The sequence below is a fragment of the Streptomyces sp. NPDC050617 genome (genome assembly GCF_040654795.1).
Classification (GTDB): domain Bacteria; phylum Actinomycetota; class Actinomycetes; order Streptomycetales; family Streptomycetaceae; genus Streptomyces.
This window is the reverse complement of sequence record NZ_JBFAIS010000004.1, coordinates 1-17,815: the sequence shown is the minus strand read 5'-3', so window position 1 is coordinate 17,815 and position 17,815 is coordinate 1. Positions and strand designations below refer to the sequence as shown.

17 protein-coding genes are annotated in these 17,815 nt (G+C 73.9%); 10 read left to right on the top strand and 7 right to left on the bottom strand.

The features are described from left to right. The first annotated feature begins 222 nt into the window (after positions 1-222). The gene (locus AB0I49_RS06955; RefSeq protein ID WP_363225774.1) at positions 223-1,395 is read left to right on the top strand and encodes an acyl-CoA dehydrogenase family protein; all 1,173 of its coding nucleotides are present in this window, start codon (positions 223-225) and stop codon (positions 1,393-1,395) included. 34 nt (positions 1,396-1,429) lie between these two features. Then, complete coding sequence (locus AB0I49_RS06950) at positions 1,430-2,020, top strand: AAA family ATPase (RefSeq protein WP_363225773.1); 591 nt, start codon at positions 1,430-1,432, stop codon at positions 2,018-2,020. A gap of 87 nt (positions 2,021-2,107) precedes the next feature. On the opposite strand, the gene AB0I49_RS06945 is transcribed toward AB0I49_RS06950, so the two are convergent. Together AB0I49_RS06945 and AB0I49_RS06940 are read right to left on the bottom strand one after the other, a co-directional pair. Continuing rightward, positions 2,108-3,292, bottom strand: coding sequence for a pyridoxal-phosphate dependent enzyme (locus AB0I49_RS06945; RefSeq protein WP_363225772.1), 1,185 nt, complete (start codon positions 3,290-3,292; stop codon positions 2,108-2,110). 230 nt (positions 3,293-3,522) lie between these two features. Continuing rightward, positions 3,523-3,900, bottom strand: a complete 378-nt coding sequence (locus AB0I49_RS06940; protein ID WP_363225771.1) for a hypothetical protein — start codon at positions 3,898-3,900, stop codon at positions 3,523-3,525. A gap of 197 nt (positions 3,901-4,097) precedes the next feature. Here AB0I49_RS06940 and AB0I49_RS06935 point away from each other — a divergent pair, with 197 nt between their 5' ends. From AB0I49_RS06935 to fxsA, 6 genes are all read left to right on the top strand, one after another. Further along, positions 4,098-4,538 (top strand): Lrp/AsnC family transcriptional regulator, encoded by a 441-nt coding sequence (locus AB0I49_RS06935; RefSeq protein WP_030882603.1) that lies wholly within the window; start codon positions 4,098-4,100, stop codon positions 4,536-4,538. Positions 4,539-4,715: 177 nt separating this feature from the next. After that, the gene (locus AB0I49_RS06930) at positions 4,716-6,356 is read left to right on the top strand and encodes an amidohydrolase family protein (protein WP_363225770.1); all 1,641 of its coding nucleotides are present in this window, start codon (positions 4,716-4,718) and stop codon (positions 6,354-6,356) included. A 587-nt stretch (positions 6,357-6,943) separates the two neighbouring features. Continuing rightward, positions 6,944-8,638 carry an apolipoprotein N-acyltransferase gene (gene lnt / locus AB0I49_RS06925; RefSeq protein WP_363225769.1) on the top strand — a complete coding sequence of 565 codons (1,695 nt, stop codon included), beginning with the start codon at positions 6,944-6,946 and terminating at the stop codon, positions 8,636-8,638. Then, on the top strand, positions 8,635-9,402 hold the full coding sequence (locus tag AB0I49_RS06920; protein ID WP_363225768.1) for a polyprenol monophosphomannose synthase: 768 nt from the start codon (positions 8,635-8,637) through the stop codon (positions 9,400-9,402). Before lnt ends, AB0I49_RS06920 begins: the two co-directional genes overlap by 4 nt. Before the next feature lie 96 nt (positions 9,403-9,498). Next, complete coding sequence (locus AB0I49_RS06915) at positions 9,499-10,464, top strand: LLM class F420-dependent oxidoreductase (RefSeq protein WP_363225767.1); 966 nt, start codon at positions 9,499-9,501, stop codon at positions 10,462-10,464. 147 nt (positions 10,465-10,611) lie between these two features. Further along, positions 10,612-11,187: an FxsA family membrane protein gene (fxsA, locus tag AB0I49_RS06910; protein WP_363225766.1), complete on the top strand. Its 576-nt coding sequence runs from the start codon at positions 10,612-10,614 to the stop codon at positions 11,185-11,187. Between the two features lie 115 nt (positions 11,188-11,302). Here the strand turns inward: fxsA and AB0I49_RS06905 are convergent, their stop codons facing one another. The 3 genes from AB0I49_RS06905 to AB0I49_RS06895 all read right to left on the bottom strand — a co-directional run bounded on the left by AB0I49_RS06905 (position 11,303) and on the right by AB0I49_RS06895 (position 13,450). Further along, a complete protein-coding gene (locus AB0I49_RS06905) occupies positions 11,303-11,677 on the bottom strand; it encodes an RNA polymerase-binding protein RbpA (RefSeq protein WP_254741893.1) in 375 nt (124 codons plus the stop codon). A 328-nt stretch (positions 11,678-12,005) separates the two neighbouring features. After that, complete coding sequence (locus tag AB0I49_RS06900; protein ID WP_363225765.1) at positions 12,006-12,773, bottom strand: glycerophosphodiester phosphodiesterase family protein; 768 nt, start codon at positions 12,771-12,773, stop codon at positions 12,006-12,008. Then, a complete protein-coding gene (locus AB0I49_RS06895; protein ID WP_363225764.1) occupies positions 12,773-13,450 on the bottom strand; it encodes a hypothetical protein in 678 nt (225 codons plus the stop codon). The genes AB0I49_RS06900 and AB0I49_RS06895 overlap by 1 nt, the downstream gene beginning before the upstream one ends. Positions 13,451-13,572: 122 nt before the next feature. Between AB0I49_RS06895 and AB0I49_RS06890 the strand changes: the two genes are divergently transcribed. Then, positions 13,573-15,075 (top strand): PLP-dependent aminotransferase family protein, encoded by a 1,503-nt coding sequence (locus tag AB0I49_RS06890; RefSeq protein ID WP_363225763.1) that lies wholly within the window; start codon positions 13,573-13,575, stop codon positions 15,073-15,075. A gap of 12 nt (positions 15,076-15,087) precedes the next feature. On the opposite strand, the gene AB0I49_RS06885 is transcribed toward AB0I49_RS06890, so the two are convergent. Further along, entirely contained in the window at positions 15,088-16,653 is a 1,566-nt protein-coding gene (locus AB0I49_RS06885) for a hypothetical protein (RefSeq protein WP_363225762.1), read from the bottom strand. A gap of 104 nt (positions 16,654-16,757) precedes the next feature. Then, the gene (locus AB0I49_RS06880) at positions 16,758-16,952 is read right to left on the bottom strand and encodes a hypothetical protein (RefSeq protein WP_030882634.1); all 195 of its coding nucleotides are present in this window, start codon (positions 16,950-16,952) and stop codon (positions 16,758-16,760) included. 386 nt (positions 16,953-17,338) lie between these two features. Between AB0I49_RS06880 and AB0I49_RS06875 the strand changes: the two genes are divergently transcribed. Further along, positions 17,339-17,752 carry an ankyrin repeat domain-containing protein gene (locus AB0I49_RS06875; protein ID WP_363225761.1) on the top strand — a complete coding sequence of 138 codons (414 nt, stop codon included), beginning with the start codon at positions 17,339-17,341 and terminating at the stop codon, positions 17,750-17,752. Positions 17,753-17,815: the final 63 nt, after the last annotated feature.

Genomic DNA, 17,815 nt, shown 5'->3' with positions numbered 1-17,815 from the left:
AGTGCGTCAATGGTTCGGACCAATTCCGTTCATCCGCAGGCCATGCCCGGTGAACCAGTGACGCGGGGCCTCCTATCGGGCATACTCCAACCCGCCGCAGCCGCAGGTCACACCCATCCGAGACCCGGAGCGAGACCATCGGCGAGGCAGCACCACACGGCAGCGTCCGCCACACCCCGCGCGCCCGCTGCCGTAGCGCCCGACAGGGAGGAGAGCACCGCCATGTCCCACCACGGCCCGCAGCCGGTGGAGCGTCAGCTGCCCACCGAAGAGGCCCGCGACCTGCTCGCGCTCGTACGCGAGATGGCCCAGCGGGAGATCCAGCCCAAGGCCGCCGAGGAGGAGGACGACGGACGCTTCCCCCGCGACGTGTTCGCCCTGCTCTCCCGGTCCGGACTGCTCGCACTGCCGTACGCCGAGGAGTTCGGCGGCGGCGACCAGCCGTACGAGGTCTACCTCCAGGTCCTCGAAGAACTCGCCGCCGCCCGGCTCACCGTGGGCCTCGGCGTCAGCGTGCACACCCTCGCCTGCCACGCGCTGGCCGGCTTCGGCACCAAGGAGCAGCGGGCCGCGCACCTGCCCGCCATGCTCGGCGGCGGGCTCCTCGGCGCGTACTGCCTCTCCGAGCCCGCGGCCGGCTCCGACGCCGCCTCCCTGCGCACCCGCGCCACCCGCAGCGGCGACACCTGGACCATCGACGGCAGCAAGGCCTGGATCACCCACGGCGGCGTCGCCGACTTCTACACCGTCCTGGCCCGCACCGGCGGCGAGGGCCCGCGCGGCATCTCCGCCTTCCTCGTCCCCGGCGACGCGGACGGCCTCACGGCCGCGCGGCCCGAGCGCAAGATGGGCATGAAGGGATCGCCCACCGCGGGCGTCCACTTCGACGGCGTGCGGGTCGGCGACGACCGCCGGATCGGCGAGGAGGGGCAGGGCTTCGCGATCGCCCTCTCCGCGCTCGACTCCGGCCGCCTCGGCATCGCCGCCTGTGCCATCGGAATCGCCCAGGCGGCCCTCGACGAGGCCCTCGCGTACACTGGCGGCCGTCGGCAGTTCGGACGTCCCATCGCCGACTTCCAGGGCCTGCGCTTCATGCTCGCCGACATGGCCACCCAGATCGAGGCCGGTCGCGCCCTGTACCTCACCGCCGCCCGGCTCCGCGACGCCGGACAGGCCTTCTCCAAGCAAGCCGCCATGGCGAAGCTCTTCTGCACCGACACCGCGATGCGCGTGACCACCGACGCCGTCCAACTGCTCGGGGGCTACGGCTACACCGTCGACTTCCCCACGGAGCGCTATATGCGCGAGGCCAAGGTCCTGCAGATCGTCGAAGGCACCAACCAGATCCAGCGCATGGTCGTCGCCCGCCATCTCGCGGGCCCCGAATCACGCTGAACAGCCCCGGCCACGGGGCGGAAAGCAGCCCCGAATGCCGACGACATCAACATCAACGGCCGCAGCACCCGAGCCGGACACCGAGCGGTTCACCGTCATCACCGGCGGCCCCGGCGCCGGCAAGAGCACCCTGATCGACCGCCTGGAGCACGCCGGTCACGCGCGCACGCACGAGGCCGGCCGCGCCGTCATCCAGGACCAAGCGGCCATCGGCGGCCGGGCGCTGCCCTGGCACGACCGGGAACTCTTCGCCGAGCTGATGCTCGCCTCGGACCTGCGCTCCCACCGCCGCGCCGCGGGGGAACGGGCGCACGTCTTCTTCGACCGCGGCATCCCCGACATCGTCGGCTACCTGCGGCTCGAAGGGCTCCCCGTGCCGCCCCATGTGCACGCGGCCGCCCAGCGGTTCCGCTACCGCCGGCGGGTGTTCATCGCGCCGCCGTGGCCGGAGATCTACGTGCGGGACGCCGAGCGCAAGCAGTCCTACGAGACGGCGTGCCGCACGCACGAGGCGATGGCGGCGGCCTACAGCGCGTACGGCTACGAACTCGTGCCGCTGCCGCGCGCGAGCGTCGAGGAGCGCGTGCGGTTCGTGACGCAGGACATCGGCCGCGAGCCCGCCTGACGCGCTCGTGTACGGACGGCCGTGAACGCGACGGCGGCGTACGGGCCGTGGCGGCCGTCGGGCTGACCGCTCGCCTCCGGACACCCGTCAGCGGGTTAGCCGGGCGACCTCCGGCACCCGCTCCTCGGCCTTGCCCGCGGGCACGCTCGCGATGTCCTTGAGACCCGTGGCCGTGCCGATCACCACCACCGGCTCGGCGTGCTCGTACGCCCAGCGCCGCCCGGCCGCGACGCCCACCGCCGACGAGGGCTCGACGAACAGCCCCTGCGCGCCCAGCGCCCGGTGCTCCGCCATGAACTCGTCGGTGGGGACGGCGACCGCGCGGCCCCCGGACCGCCACAGCGCGTCCAGCCCCTGCCATACGGGCCGCGACTCGCCGAGCGAGAAGGCGGGGGAGTGGCCCCGCTCCACCGTCGTGTGCTCCTGCTCCGCGCGGTCCGTACGGGCCAGGGCCGCGGTGTAGGGCGCCGCGGCGGCCGGCTCGGCCGCGACCAGCCGCGGCGTGCGCGACACCAGCCCGGCCGCCAGCAGTTCGCGGAAGCCCCGGCCGATGCCCGAGAGCAGATCCGCGCGGCAGGTGGGCACCACGACCGCGCCGATCCGCTCCCCGAAGTCCCGCGCGATCTCGTACGCGACGCTCTTGTAGCCCTCGTTGGCGTAGGCGTTGCCGCCCGCCGGCGGCTGGGCGAACGTCGTCAACGGATACCAGCCGAGCCGCTCGACGCCCTCGCGCATGGCGGCGTTGCGCGCCGCATGGTCGTCCCGCTCGACGCGCGCCGCGCCCAGCGCGTCGATCTGCGCGCGCAGCGGCTCGGGCACCTCGTGGGTGGTGAAGACCACGCAGCGCAGCCCGGCGCGCGCGGCGTACGCGGCGGCCGCGGTGCCCGCGTTGCCGGACGAGGCGGCCACCACCGTGTCCGCGCCGGCCTGCAGCGCGGCGGCCGCCCCGACGCTCATCGCGCGGTCCTTGTGCGACCCGGTGGGGTTGGCCCCCTCGTTTTTGACCCACAGCTCGCCGGGGCCCGAATCCGTCAGCGGGATACGGACGTTGGGCGTGCCGCCCTCGCCGAGCGTGACGGGGGCGGCGGAGACGGGCAGCGCGCCGGGCCAGCCCCACGGCCCGCCCGGATACCGCTCCAGCGACAGCCCGGCCAGATCGGCGAGGGGCGGGGCCGCGTTGACCCCGAGCCCTTCGGCCGCGCACACGGGACAGCCGGTGAAGCCCGTTACGAGAACGCCGCAGCGCAGGCAGTGCAGGGAAGGTGTCGTCACAGGAGGCTCCCGGATACGTGCGGGGAAGGGGTCGGACGCCTCATGCGGCTCGTCGGCCTCGTGCGTCGCGAGAGAAAGCGTACGGCGGCGAGGCGACGGATCGAAAACGGTCAGGAAACGGAGCTGCGGCCGGGATCAGGACCAGGGCCGGGCTCAGGGACAGGGCCGGGATTGGAGCCAGGGCACGGCCACCGGACGGAAGCGGTAACTCCGGTGCCCTGGAAGGCCGCTCAGAGGCGCGGCCGCATCCGCGGCACCCGCAGCGGGCGGGAGGCGGGGCCGCCGATGTGCGAGAACGGCTGCCGCCGCCAGTCCAGGCTCTCCGGCAGCGTCAACAGCAGCGTGGCGTCCCGCTCCTGGGGGCCGGGGGCGTCGTCGGCCGGGGAGGCGTCCGCCACGCCGCGCCCCGCGCCGGGGCAGACGGTCAGCCCGAACGGGTTCCACGGGGACGGGCAGAGCGCGTGCTCGGGCAGCACGTCCTCGTCCGCCAGCAGCGCGATCGGCGCCGCGCAGTCCGGGCAGACGACCCGGTACATCTCGTAGGTCTCGTAGCTGGTGTCGGCAGTGCTGCCGGTATCGCCCGCGTCGAGGCGTTCAGGGTTGGGCATGGTGGGATCTCCCCCTCAGATGGGCCGGTCAGGCGCCGTGGCCTCGACCACAGCAAGGATTTCCCTGGCGACCGCGCGGATAATCGCAGCGCGCCGATGGACACGGGTGAACGTATGTGGCGTTCGTCACATGACGCGAGCAGTTGCGCGGTCGCCGACTGTGCCTGACCGCCTCCGACCCCATAGGGTGATCCGCTGTGGAGGAGCTGGACAGACAAATCGTGGAGCTGCTCGTCAAGGACGGGCGGATGAGCTACACCGACCTGGGCAAGGCCACCGGCCTGTCCACCTCGGCGGTGCACCAGCGCGTGCGCCGCCTCGAACAGCGCGGCGTCATCCGCGGCTACGCGGCCGTCGTCGACCCCGAGGCCGTAGGGCTGCCCCTTACCGCGTTCATCTCGGTCAAACCCTTCGACCCGAGCGCGCCCGACGACATCGCCGACCGGCTCGCCGACATCCCCGAGATCGAGGCGTGCCACAGCGTCGCGGGCGACGAGAACTACATCCTCAAGGTGCGCGTCGCCACCCCCCTCGAACTCGAACACCTCCTCACCCGCATCCGCTCCCTCGCCGGGACCTCCACCCGCACCACCGTCGTCCTGTCCACCCCGTACGAGGCCAGGCCGCCCCGCATCTGACCCGGCGGGACGCCACCCCCTGTAGGGGCCGGCCGCCCCGAGGGACGAGACTGGGCGGGTCCGTGCGCCGCACCGAGCCACGCGCGCGCCCGCGCGTGGCGCGATGCGCGGACCGCACGGACGCGGCACGCCAGCCGGCGCGGCCCGGCCCGAACGACACCACGAGGCGAAGAACCAGTGACCGAATCCACCCCCGCCGAGGCCCCGAGCCGCACCGTCCTGCTGCGTGGCGGCACCGTCCACAGCCCCGCCGACCCCTTCGCGACGGCCATGGTCGTCGAGTGCGGCGGCGTCGCCTGGGTCGGCTCCGAAGGCGCGGCGGACTCCTTCGCCGACGGCGTCGACGAGATCGTCGATCTCGACGGAGCACTCGTCACCGCGGCGTTCACGGACGCACATGTGCACACGACCGCCACCGGCCTCACGCTCACCGGCCTCGACCTCGCCGGCGCCCGCACCCTCGACGACGCGCTCGACCGGGTACGGGCCCACGCGAACGCCCGCGGCGCGGACCGCGTCCTGCTCGGCCACGGCTGGGACGCCACCCGCTGGCCCGAGGCGCGCCCGCCGTCCCGCGCCGAGCTCGACGCGGCCACGGGCGGCCGGCCGCTCTACCTCACCCGCGTCGACGTCCACTCCGCCGTCGTCACCAGCGCCCTCCTCGACCTGGTGCCCGGCGTCGCCGGGCTGTCCGGGTACGCCCCCGACGGGCCGCTCACCAGGGCCGCGCACCACGCCGTACGGGCCGCCGCGCACGAGAGCGTCACCGCGGCCCAGCGCACGGCCGCGCAGCGCGCCGCCCGTGCCCACGCCGCGTCCCGCGGCATCGGCTCGCTCCACGAGTGCGCCGGGCCCGACATCTCCAGCCCCGAGGACCTGACCGGCCTGCTGCGGCTCGCCGCCGAGGAGCCGGGCCCCCGCGTCTTCGGCTACTGGGCCGAGGCCATCGCAGGCGCAAAGGGAGCCGACCGTGTCCGTGAGCTCGGCGCCCTCGGCGCGGCGGGCGACCTCTTCGTCGACGGCTCCCTCGGCTCGCACACCGCCTGCCTCCACGAGCCCTACGCCGACGCGCCGCACACCGGCATCTCCCACCACGACGCGGCCGGCATCGCGGCCCACGTCGCCGCATGCACCGAGGCCGGCATCCAGGCCGGCTTCCACGCCATCGGCGACGCCGCCGTCACCGCCGTCGTCGAGGGGGTGCGCGCCGCGGCCGACCGGGTCGGCCTCGCCCGTATCCGCGGAGCCCGGCACCGCGTCGAACACGCCGAGATGCTTACCCCCGAGACCATCGCGGCCTTCGCGGAACTCGGCCTCACCGCCTCCGTGCAGCCCGCGTTCGACGCCGCGTGGGGCGGCGAGGACGGCATGTACGCACAGCGGCTGGGCCGGGAGCGGGCCCGTACGCTCAATCCGTACGCCGCCCTGCTGCGCGCCGGCGTGCCGCTCGCGCTCGGCTCCGACAGCCCGGTCACGCCCCTGGACCCGTGGGGCACGGTAAGGGCCGCCGCCTTCCACCGCACCCCCGAGCACCGCGTCTCCGTGCGCGCCGCCTTCACCGCCCACACGCGCGGCGGCTGGCGCGCCGTCGGCCGCGACGACGCCGGTGTGCTCGTCCCCGGCGCCCCCGCGGACTACGCGATCTGGGAGACCGGCGACCTCGTCGTGCAGGTCCCGGACAGCCGGGTCGCCGACTGGTCCACCGACCCCCGCTCCGGCACGCCCGGCCTGCCGGACCTCACCCCCGGCGCCCAACTTCCGGTCTGCGTCCGCACGGTGGTCGGCGGACGGACGGTGTACGAGCGGCCGAACGAGTGATGTACGGTCGCCCCGTACCGCCGAACGACGTGCCGTCGGCCTGTCGCCCCCTGCCCGCGCTCGCCGTACTGACCTGCTGATTTGAGACAACGACGCAGGTCATGTGAGTGTTGACAGGGTGCGGGCGACGGCGGGTAGGTTCGGCGGAGTCCACCACAGGACGACCGGCCGGGAAACCTCCGCCTAGTCACCGAACGCCGCTGGGCCAGGGGGCGGTGAGCCGCGACGGCACACCGCCACTGGGAGCCAGGTCCAGCGCACGGCGGCGAGGGAAGGTTTCTCCAGGCCGGCAGGTGTGACCCGGGTGGGGCCCGGACGTTCAGTAGACAACGGCTTTCGGTCGACCCGCAGCCAGCGGGCCCCAGGTCGGCCCGAAGGACTCTGGGCCCCCACCCGCAGTCACCCGCCCGCGGCCGGGCGCTGCGCGCCCCCGGCCCGCGAGGCCGTCCCGGACCCCCTCACATACCCGCCGCCCGCCGTCTTCCCGGGCCTTCGCGCGCCCTTCTTCACGCACCCTGGGGCCGCGCCGCAATCTCGTCGGTATACCGTCTGCTCACTACCGCACGAGCTGCAAGGAAGGCCGTCACGTGCCCTCGGGTTCCGACACCACCGCCGAATCCGCCCCTGGCGGACCGGCAGCCGCGCGACGGGCGGACGACCCGGCGCCGGGCGACGCCGGGGAGGAGAGCGTGCCCGCCGACGCCGCCGCCCGTCCGGGCCGCGCCAAGCGCTGCGCGCTGCTCGTCCGCCGCGAGGCGCCGCGCACCGGCCTCGCCGTCCTCGGCGGCCTCGCGCTGACCGCGGCCTTCCCGCCGTACGACCTGTGGCCGCTGTCGATCGTCGCCGTCGCCGCCCTGTCCCTGCTCACCAGGGGCCGCACCGCCCGCCAGGGCGCATGGACCGGCTTCGCCTTCGGCCTCCCGTTCTTCTTCTTCCTGCTGCGCTGGCTGCGCGTGGTCGGCTACGACGCCGTCTTCGGACTCTCCGTCGCCGAGGCGCTCTTCGTCTGCCTGCTCGGCGCGGGCCTCGCCCGCACCTCCCGGCTGCGCGGGTGGCCGCTGTGGACCGCCTGCCTGTGGGTCGCCCAGGAATGGGCGCGCGACCGCGTCCCGTTCGGCGGCTTCCCCTGGGGCCGGCTCGCCTTCGCCAACACCGGCTCGCCCTTCACCCCCTTCGCGGCCCTCGGCGGCGCGCCCCTGGTGACCTTCGCCGTCGCCCTCGTCGGCGCGCTGCTGGCGTACGCCGCCGCCTGGCGGCTGCGCGCCACCGCGCCCCGGACCGTACGGGCCGCGCTGCCCGCCGTCGAGTCCCTCGCCCTGGCCGCCGCGATCACCGTCGGCGCGTACGCCGTGCCCGTGCCCACCGAGGCCGACGACACGGCGGACATCGCCATCGTCCAGGGCAACGTCCAGCAGGCGGGCATGGACTTCCTCGGCCGCCCGATGATGATCCTCAACAACCACGTGGACGCCACCCTCCAGCTCGCCGAGGACGTGAAGGCGGGCCGGGTCAAGAAACCGGACCTGGTGATCTGGCCGGAGAACTCCTCCGACCTCGACCCCTTCAAGTACCCGGAGGCGTACGACCGCATCGAGGAGGCCGTCAAGGCGGTCGGCGTGCCGATCCTCGTCGGCGCGCTCGTCGACCACCCCTCCAAGAAGGGCTACGTCTACAACGAGGGCATCGTCTGGGACCCGAAGACCGGTCCCGGCGCCTCCTATACGAAGCAGCACCCCGTGCCCTTCGGCGAGTACGTGCCCTTCCGCGCGGAGCTCAGCAAGCTGATCACCCGGCTCCAGCGGGTGCCCCGCGACTTCTACCCCGGCGACCACAGCGGCGTCCTCAAGGTCGGCCCGGCCCGCCTCGGCGACGTCATCTGCTTCGAGGTCGCCTACGACGAGATCGTCCACGACACGGTGCGGGCCGGGGCGCGAGCCCTGGTCGTACAGACCAACAACGCCACCTACGGCCGCACCGGACAGCCCGAGCAGCAGCTCGCGATGTCCAGGCTGCGCGCCGTCGAGCACGGCCGCGCCGTGGTCACCGCCGCCACCAGCGGCATCAGCGCGGTCGTCGGGCCCGACGGCACGGTGCGGCAGCGCAGCGAGGAATTCACCCGAGAGGTCCTGAACGCCCGCATCCCATTGCGTGACGGCATCACTGTCGCCGACCGCGTCGGTGCGGTGCCCGAGTGGGTGATCGCTATGGTGGGCCTCCTGTCCTGCGCGGTCGCGATCATGCTCGGCCGCTGGGGACGTCCGGACAAGAAGGGGCAGCAGTGAACGACGGCGCTCAGCGGAAGTACGGTCCGCTCGGCACGACTTTGGTGATCATCCCGACCTTCAACGAGGCGGATAACATCAAGCCCATCGTCGCCCGGGTGCGGTCCGCCGTTCCCGAGGCGCACGTCCTCGTCGCCGACGACAACAGCCCCGACGGCACCGGGAAGCTCGCCGACGAGCTCGCCGCCGAGGACGACCACGTCAAGGTCATGCACCGCAAGGGCAAGGAAGGGCTCGGCGCCGCCTACCTCGCGGGCTTCCGCTGGGGCCTCGACCACGACTACGGCGTCCTCGTGGAGATGGACGCCGACGGGTCCCACCAGCCCGAGGAACTGCCCCGGCTGCTGACCGCGCTCAAGAGCGCCGACCTCGTCCTCGGCTCCCGCTGGGTGCCCGGCGGCCGCGTCGTGAACTGGCCCAAGCACCGCGAGTACCTCTCCCGCGGCGGCTCCACCTACTCCCGGCTGATGCTCGACGTCCCCATGCGCGACGTCACGGGCGGCTACCGGGCCTTCCGCAGGGAGACCCTGGAAGGGCTCGGCATGGACCAGGTGGCTTCGCAGGGCTACTGCTTCCAGGTCGACCTGGCCTGGCGAGCGGTGAAGGCCGGGTTCCACGTCGTAGAGGTCCCCATCACCTTCGTCGAGCGGGAGATGGGCGACAGCAAGATGTCCAAGGACATCCTGGCCGAGGCCCTGTGGCGGGTCACGACCTGGGGCGTCGGCTCACGGGTCAACAAAGTTCTCGGCCGCAAGGACGGCTGAGGGCCGCGCTCCTTCTGTCTTACGCGCCGCCGCGCCGGGTAACCGGTTCGGCGGCGCGTGATGTTTTGGGCAACGCCCCTCGGGAATCCGCACATTATGGTGCAAATCGGCTACACGATGATGACCGAGCAGGCGGGGCCCAGGGACCTCGTGAACCATGTGGTCCGGGCCGAGCAGGCCGGGTTCGACTTCTCGGTCACCTCCGACCACTACTCCCCGTGGCTCGCCTCCCAGGGGCACTCCTCGTACGCGTGGTCGGTCCTGGGCGCCGCGGCCCAGGCCACCTCCCGCATCCCGCTGATGTCGTACGTCACCTGCCCCACCACCCGCTACCACCCCGCGATCGTCGCCCAGAAGGCCGCCACCGTGCAGCTGCTCTCCGAAGGGCGCTTCCGGCTCGGCCTCGGCTCCGGCGAGAACCTCAACGAGCACGTCGTCGGCGGCGGCTGGCCGGGCGCCGGCGAGCGGCACGAGAAGCTCGCCGAGGCGATCGGGATCATCCGCGCCCTGTTCGAGGGGCAGACCCTCAACCATCGCGGCGCGCACTTCGACGTCGAGTCCGCCAAGCTCTGGGACCTGCCCGAGCAGGCCCCGCCGATCGGCGTCGCCGTCTCCGGAGAGGACTCCTGCGCGCTCGCCGGGCGCCTCGCGGACGTCGTGATCGGCACCGAGCCCAAGGCCGAGCTGCTGGCCGCCTTCGACCGCCACGGGGGAGAGGGCAAGCCGCGGGTCGGGCAGCTGCCCATCTGCTACGACCCCGACCGGGACGCGGCGCTCCGGCGCGCCCACGACCAGTTCCGCTGGTTCGGCGGCGGCTGGAAGGTCAACTCCGAGCTGCCGGGCCCCGAGGCGTTCGCCGGGGCCACCCAGTACGTACGGCCCGAGGACGTCGCGGAGACGATCCCGTGCGGCGACCGCCTCGACGACTTCGTCGAGGCCGTACGTCCGTACGCGGACGCGGGCTTCACCGAGATCGCCCTGGTGCAGATCGGCGGTGACACCCAGCCCGGCTTCCTCGACTGGGCCGAGCGGTCCCTGCTGCCGGCGCTGCGCACGCTGTGAGCAGGCGGCCCGCCGGGGCCCGGCCGCACACGCGGTGAGGCGGGCTCGCGCGGATCCATGACGGGGCCGGCCGCTGTCGCGCGTAGCGCGTGTCGGCGGCGCGCCGTCGCCGACGCGGCAGCTCGCGGGTGCAGGCACACTTGAGGCATGACCTTCGGATCGCCGCAGCCGACAGCCGCCCGCCCGCCCCAGCGCTCACGGGCCCGCAAGTTCATCCCACTGGCCATCGCCGCCTGGGCGGTGCTGGAGATCTGGCTGCTGATCCTGGTGGGCGAGGCCGCGGGCGGGCTCGCCGTGCTGGGGCTGCTGGTGGCGGGCGTGGTGCTGGGGTCCGTGGTGATCAAGCGCGCGGGGCGGCGCGCCTGGGAGCGGCTGGCCCGCACGGTTCAGGCGGCCGAGAACCCCGCGGCGGCCCCCGCGGAGCGGGAGAGCTCCGGCAACGGGCTCATGATGCTCGGCGGCCTGCTGATCATGATCCCCGGCCTGGTTTCCGACGCCGCCGGGCTGCTCTGCCTCTTCCCGCCGACGCGGTCGCTGCTGCGCAAGACCTTCGAGCGCCGGCTGTCGCGCCGGACCGGCTACGCGCCCGCGCCGGGCACGCTGGGGGACGCCTTCCAGCAGGCCCGTATGCACCGCCCGGACGGCAAGGTCGTCCCCGGCGAGGTGATCCGGGACGACGAGCCGCCCGCGCCGCGCCACGACGGCCCGCAGCTCCCGCACTGAGCGGGGGGCCGGACCCGCGCACGGGGGCCCGTAAGCGGGTCCGTACGCGCACGAGGGCCGGGCCCACCGCTCGCGGCGGTGGGCCCGGCCCTCGTGATCAATCGGTATGCCGCCCTCAGGCGGACTTGCGGTTGTCCCGCGGATGCACGGCAATGTTCATGGCACCGGAGCGGAGCACGGCCAGCCTCTCGGCCAGCACCTCCTCCAGCTCCTCGCGGGTGCGCCGCTCCATGAGCATGTCCCAGTGCGTACGCGCGGGCTTGCCCTTCTTCTCTTCCGGCCCATCGCCGTCCACCAGGAGTGCCATGGCGCCGCACGCCTTGCACTCCCACTCCGGCGGAATTTCCGCCTCTACCGAGAACGGCATCTCAAATCGATGTCCGTTCTGGCATGCGTACTCCACCGCCTGGCGCGGGGCCAGATCGATGCCGCGGTCGGTCTCGTAGCTGGTAACCACGAGTCGCGTACCGCGGAGAGCTCGCTCACTCATGAATCGTGCCTCCCGGGCTTGTCGCCCACAGGACAGGTGTCGCTGTCGTCGTCATCCGGTCAACGTCCGGTCGGCGGTGAAGATTCCCGTTTCGGGACATGCGTCGCCCGTCGTGTCGCCCCTTGTTGTACCCACCCACGCCCGGTTTGTCACATCTGACAGCAGATGTCACCCTGTGTTTGCACCGTTTCAGCGCGCAGTAACGGTCCGCCCGGTGGGCCAAAGGCGTACACTACCGGCCCGGTCGCCCCAGCTCGAAATCAGGGCCGGAACAGGACGATCGCATTCCGGTCGGATGAGGCTTGATCACGTCCACCTCACGCCCACATCACGTCCACGCGCCGCGTTCGGCCAGCACGTCCCGCAGCGTCCCGAGCCGGTCGGTCATGATGCCGTCCACCCCGAGATCGAGCAGCGCCCGCATCCGCTCCGCCTCGTTCACCGTCCACACATGGACCTGCAACCCGCGCGCGTGCGCGTGCCGGACGAAAAGCCGGTCCACCACCCGCACCCCCGACTGGCGCTCCGGCACCTGCACGCACACCGCCCCCGCCGTCCGGACCGGAAGCCGAGGCGGCCCGTACGAACGCAGCCGCATCCCCACCACGCCGCGCGTGCCCAGCGAGTGGGCCAGCCGCGCCCCGGCCAGCCGCCGCGCCCGTACGATCCGCGCCTGCGAGAACGAGCCGACGCACACCCGGTCCCAGGCGTCCGCCCGGCGCACCAGGTCCAGCAGCGGCCCCAGCGCCGCCTCCGCCTTCACATCGACGTTCCACCGGGCGCCGGGGAACTCCTCCAGCAGCTCCTCGAAGAGCGGCAGCGGCTCCGTACCGCCCACCCGCGCCCGCCGCACCGCCCGCCACGGCAGCGCGCCGATCGCGCCGCGCGCGTCGGTGACCCGGTCCAGCGTCGGATCGTGGAAGGCGACGAGCGCCCCGTCCGACGTGGCGTGCACATCGGTCTCCAGATAGCGGTATCCGGCGTCCACCGCCCGCCGGAAGGCGGCCGCGGTGTTCTCCAGACCGTCCGCCGCCCCGCCCCGGTGGGCAAAGGCGAGCGGCGTCGGGTGATCGAGGAAGGCATGGCGTACGGGCATCACCGCGGCAGTATCGCGCGCCGCGCACCCCGGCCGCGCGCGACCACCGCGGACGGCCCCACCGCCGCCGCGCCCCCGAAGCGGCGCAGGAAGAACTGCGCCAGCGGGCCGATCCCCAGTGCGTACAGCACCGTGCCCGCCCCGGCGGAGCCGCCCAGCGCGAACCCCGTCACCAGCACGGTCACCTCGATGGCGGTCCGCACCAGGCGGATGGAGCGGCCGGTGCGCCGGTGCAGCCCGGTCATCAGGCCGTCGCGCGGACCGGTGCCGAACCGCGCCGAGATGTAGAGCCCGGTGGCCGCCCCGCTCAGCGCGACGGCGAACGCCAGCAGCGGGATCCGCACCCACAGGGAGTGCGGCTGCGGCGTCAGGCTCAGGGTCGCGTCCATCGACAGGCCGACCAGCAGGACGTTCGAGACCGTCCCGAGGCCGGGGCGCTGCCGCAGCGGCACCCACGCGAGCAGCACCAGCGCGCCGATGGTGATCGAGGCCGTGCCGATGGAGATGCCCGTGTGCCGCGCGACGCCCTGGTTGAGCACGTCCCACGGCGCGAGCCCCAGCCCGGCGCGCAGTTGCAGCCCCGAGCTCGCCCCGTACAGCGCCAGCCCGGCGTACAGCCGCACGAGCCGCCGCCAGACCGGAGCCCTTCCTTCAGTCGCTGGGGACGCTGCGGACAAGGCTGGCTCCTCGGGTTCGTGGCATACGCCGGACTGTAGTGAAAGTGGCCTGCTTCGTGACACCCTGTGGCCTGGGACATCTCAAGATCCATGGCCAATCCCCGGAAGGTGGACCGCAACCGATGAGTCAGTGGACCTCGGCGGTGGGCTCCCCGCAGCTCGCCCGCCTCCTCGGATCGCAGCACGCCCGCGCCGCCGGGGCGCCCGGCGGCCGGCGCGTACCCGCCTACCGCTCGCTCGCCGACGGCGTCCGGCTGCTCATCCTCGAAGGGCGCGTCCCCGTCGCCGCCCGCCTCCCCGCCGAGCGCGAACTCGCCGCCGCCCTCGCCGTCAGCCGCACCACCGTCGCCGCCGCCTACGAGGCGCTGCGCGGCGAGGGGTTCCTGGAATCCCGCCGCGGCGCGGGCAGTTGGACCTCCGTGCCCGCCGGGAAGCCGCTGCCCACCCGCGGCCTCGACCCGCTGCCCCCGGAGACCGCCGCCTCCGTCATCGACCTCGGCTGCGCCGCCCTGCCCGCGCCCGAACCCTGGCTCACCCGCGCCTTCCAGGGCGCCCTCGAAGAACTGCCGCCCTACGCCCATACCCACGGCGACTTCCCGGCCGGACTCCCCGTGCTGCGCGAGGCCATCGCCGACCGCTACACCGCCCGCGGCATACCGACCATGCCCGAACAGATCATGGTCACCACCGGCGCCATGGGCGCCGTCGCCGCCATCTGCCGCCTCATCGCGGGCCACGGCGAGCGCGTCGCCGTCGAGTCGCCCTCGTACGCCAACGTCCTCCAGCTGATGCGCGAGGCCGGCGCCCGCCTCGTGCCCGTCGCGATGGCCGACTCCCTCGCGGGCTGGGACATCCCCGCCTGGCGCCAGGTCCTGCGCGACGCCGCGCCCCGGATGGCCTACGTCGTCGCCGACTTCCACAACCCCACCGGCGCGCTCGCCCCCGAGGAGCAGCGCCGCCGGCTCGTCGAGGCCGCCCGGTCCGCCGGTACGGTCCTGGTCGCCGACGAGACCATGTCGGAACTGTGCCTGGACCCCGGCGTCGAACGGCCCCGTCCCGTCTGCGCCTTCGACCCGGCGGGCAGCGCCGTCATCACCGTCGGCTCCGTCAGCAAGTCCTTCTGGGCCGGTCTGCGCATCGGCTGGGTCCGCGCCGCCCCCGACGTCATCCGCAGCCTCGTCGCCGCCCGTGCCTACGCCGACCTCGGCACGCCCGTACTCGAACAGCTCGCGGTCACCTGGCTGCTCACCACCGACGGCTGGGACGAGTCCGCCGATCTGCGGCGCGCGCAGGCGCGCGAGAACCGCGACTCGCTCGTCGCCGCGGTCCGGCGCCACCTGCCCGACTGGGAGTTCACCGTCCCGCACGGCGGCCTCACCCTGTGGACCCGCACCGGCGGACTGTCCGGCTCGCGCATCGCCGAGGCGGGGGAGCGGCTCGGCGTCCGCGTGCCCTCCGGCCCGCGCTTCGGCGTCGACGGCGCCTTCGAGGGGTTCGTGCGGCTGCCGTTCACCGTCGCGGGGCCCGTCGCCGAGGAGGCCGCCGTCCGGCTCGCCGCCGCGGCCCGCCTCGTGGCGACCGGCGCGACGGCCGAGGCCGAGGCCCCGCGCAGCTACGTCGCCTGACCGCGCCCGCCGCTACGTCGCCTGGACGGGCAGCGGCCCCTCGCCGTCGGGGCACGCCTCGACGGCGGGCGCCGCCTCCGCGCGCGGCGGCAGCAGCTCCAGTACGGCCGAACGCTGCGCCTCGCCCGCCTCCTCGTCGTACGGGTCGGGCGTGGCCGGCACCTGGAGCCGGTGGACGGGCCCGGCGCCGAGCCGGGCGTAGCCGCGGCCGGGCGGCACCTCGCGGGCGGGCGTCGTGTGCGGCGGCACGCCGAGCACCGTCCGCACCTGCTCGGCGGTGACGGGACCGAGCACGACCCGGGCGCGGGTGTGCGTGCGGACCGGTGCGCAGAGCGTCTCCACCGCGTCGAACTGCTCGGCCACCGCGACCGTGACATTGGCCGTGCGCCCGTGCCGCAGCGGCACGTGCAGCAGGTTCTGCGGCTCGCTCCGCCCGTCGGCCGCCGCGAGATGGCTCAGTACGCCCGGCCGGTCCACGATGATCCACAGCGGTCGGCGGGCGTCCTGCGGCACCGGCCTGCCCAGCTGGCGGGCCCGGTTGGCGGCGATCAGCCGCCGCTCCGTCTCGTGCGCCGCCCACTCCAGCGTGGCGAGGGCGCCCGCGAGGCCCGACTCGACGGCCAGCACGCCCTCCCGCCCGGACAGGCACGCGTACTCGCCCGTGCCGCTGCCGTCGATCACCAGCACGTCGCCGTGGTGCAGCGCCTGGAGCACGATCGAGCGCAGCAGCGTCGTGGTGCCGCTGCCGGGCTGGCCGAGAGCCAGCAGATGCGGCTCCGTGGAGCGCGCCCCGGTGCGCCACACCACCGGGGAGGCGTCGCGGGTCTCCTCGCCGCCGGCCACCGGCAGCGTCCGCGGCACGTCGGCGGGGTCGGTGAAACCGAGCACGGTCTCACCCGGCGAGGTCACGAACCGCTGGGCGCAGATGTCGGTGGGCAGCGCCGAAAGGACGCTCAGCCGCAACTGGTTGCCCTCCTCGTCCCAGTCGAAGAGGTACTCCCGGCCCCGGCCGCACTTGGCGTGCAGCAACTGCTCGATCCTGGCGCGGGATTCGGCCTCCCCGTCGGTGAAGTAGGCCGGGTAGCGCAGTTGGAGAACGACGAGCCGCCCGGCGTCGTCGAACTCGTGCTCGCTGAACGCCTCCTCCCAGTCGCCGCCGTGCGTGTAGAGCGGGTTGGGGTCCTCCGCCGCCGAGAAGTACGGCACGAGGGCGTCGTACAACGCCTGCAGCCGCCCGGACTCGGCCTCGCCCGGCCCGGTGTCCATGGGGGTGCGGTCGCGCCCGGTCCACGCCGCCGCGGCCATCAGCGCGACCAGGGCGAGCAGCGGCCCGTACGGCATCAGCGCGAGGGCGAGCACGCAGCCGGCCAGCGCGAACAGCGTGGGACCGCGCCGCTCCTTGGGGGTCGCCGCCCACCTGTGCCGCCCGGCGGCGGCCAGGCCGCGCAGGCCCCGCGCGATGACGATCAGCGGGTAGAGCACATCGGTCGCGCTGTCGGCGGCCGTGCGCGCGTACTCGCGGCCGCGGACGATCGGAGCGCTGGCGGTCAGGATGCGGGGGAGCGGTCGCCGGCCCACGTCGGTCTCCAGTTGGTCGTGATGCGGTTACGGGCGGCTCGGCGCGGGCTCCCGGGGGCCTCCGGCCCGGTCCGCCGGATGGGGCCGCCGGGGCTGGGCCCGGCCTAGAACTTGAGCCCGCCCAGCAGGCTGGCGAGGCTGGCGCCGCCGGCCTTGATGCTGGGGGCGATGGCGGTGCCCGCGAGGTAGAAGCCGAAGAGGGCGCAGACGAGGGCGTGGGACGCCTTGAGGCCGTCCTTGCGGAAGAAGAGGAACACGATGACACCGAGCAGCACAACGCCCGAGATGGTCAGGATCATGGGGTTTCTCCTGGGTGGTGGGGGACGGTCACCATGAGTTCCTCCAGCCTCACAGAAGGTGCCTATGTGGCAAAAGGGGCGAATGGGTGATTCATCATCAAAGTCATTCCAATGGCTGCTGTGAAGCGTGAGTGAGGCCGCCGGGAAGCCCAGGAACCCGCCCGGTTCCGCGCGCTGCGGCGATCCTTGCCTGGCCCGCCGACTCCCATGCGGCGACGGCCCGGAACGTTCATGAATCACCCGTACAGGCGCTACCACGCTCCCGCGCGCACGGCGGAGGCGGCCGGAGGCGAGCGGCGCGCCCGGAACCCGACTCCCGCCCGGCCCCCGGCCGTAGGGTGGGACGGAGCCCATGCCAAGGCGCAGCAGCCGGAGGATGACCAGCGATGAGTGAACAGCCCCCAGCAACCGAGCCCGCCCACGACCCCGAGGTGCTCCAACTCGCGGCGAAGGTCTTCGACCTGGCCCGGCACGGCGACACCGACACGCTCGCGGCCTACGTGGACGCCGGGGTCCCGGTGAACCTCACCAACGACTCCGGCGACTCCCTCATCATGCTCGCGGCCTACCACGGCCACCCCGGAACCGTAGCGGCCCTCCTGCACCGCTCCGCCGACCCCGACAAGGCCAACGACCGCGGCCAGACCCCGCTGGCCGGGGCCGTCTTCAAGGGCGAGGCCGAGGTCGTCCGGCTGCTCGTGGAGGGCGGCGCGGACCCGTCGGCCGGATCGCCCTCGGCCGTCGAAGCGGCGAAGGTCTTCGAACGGAACGACTTCCTCGCCCTGTTCGAAGACCGCTGACCACGAGCCGGGGCCCGGGACCGTTCCCGGGGCCCGGGCCCCGCGCCACGCCAACAAGACCCA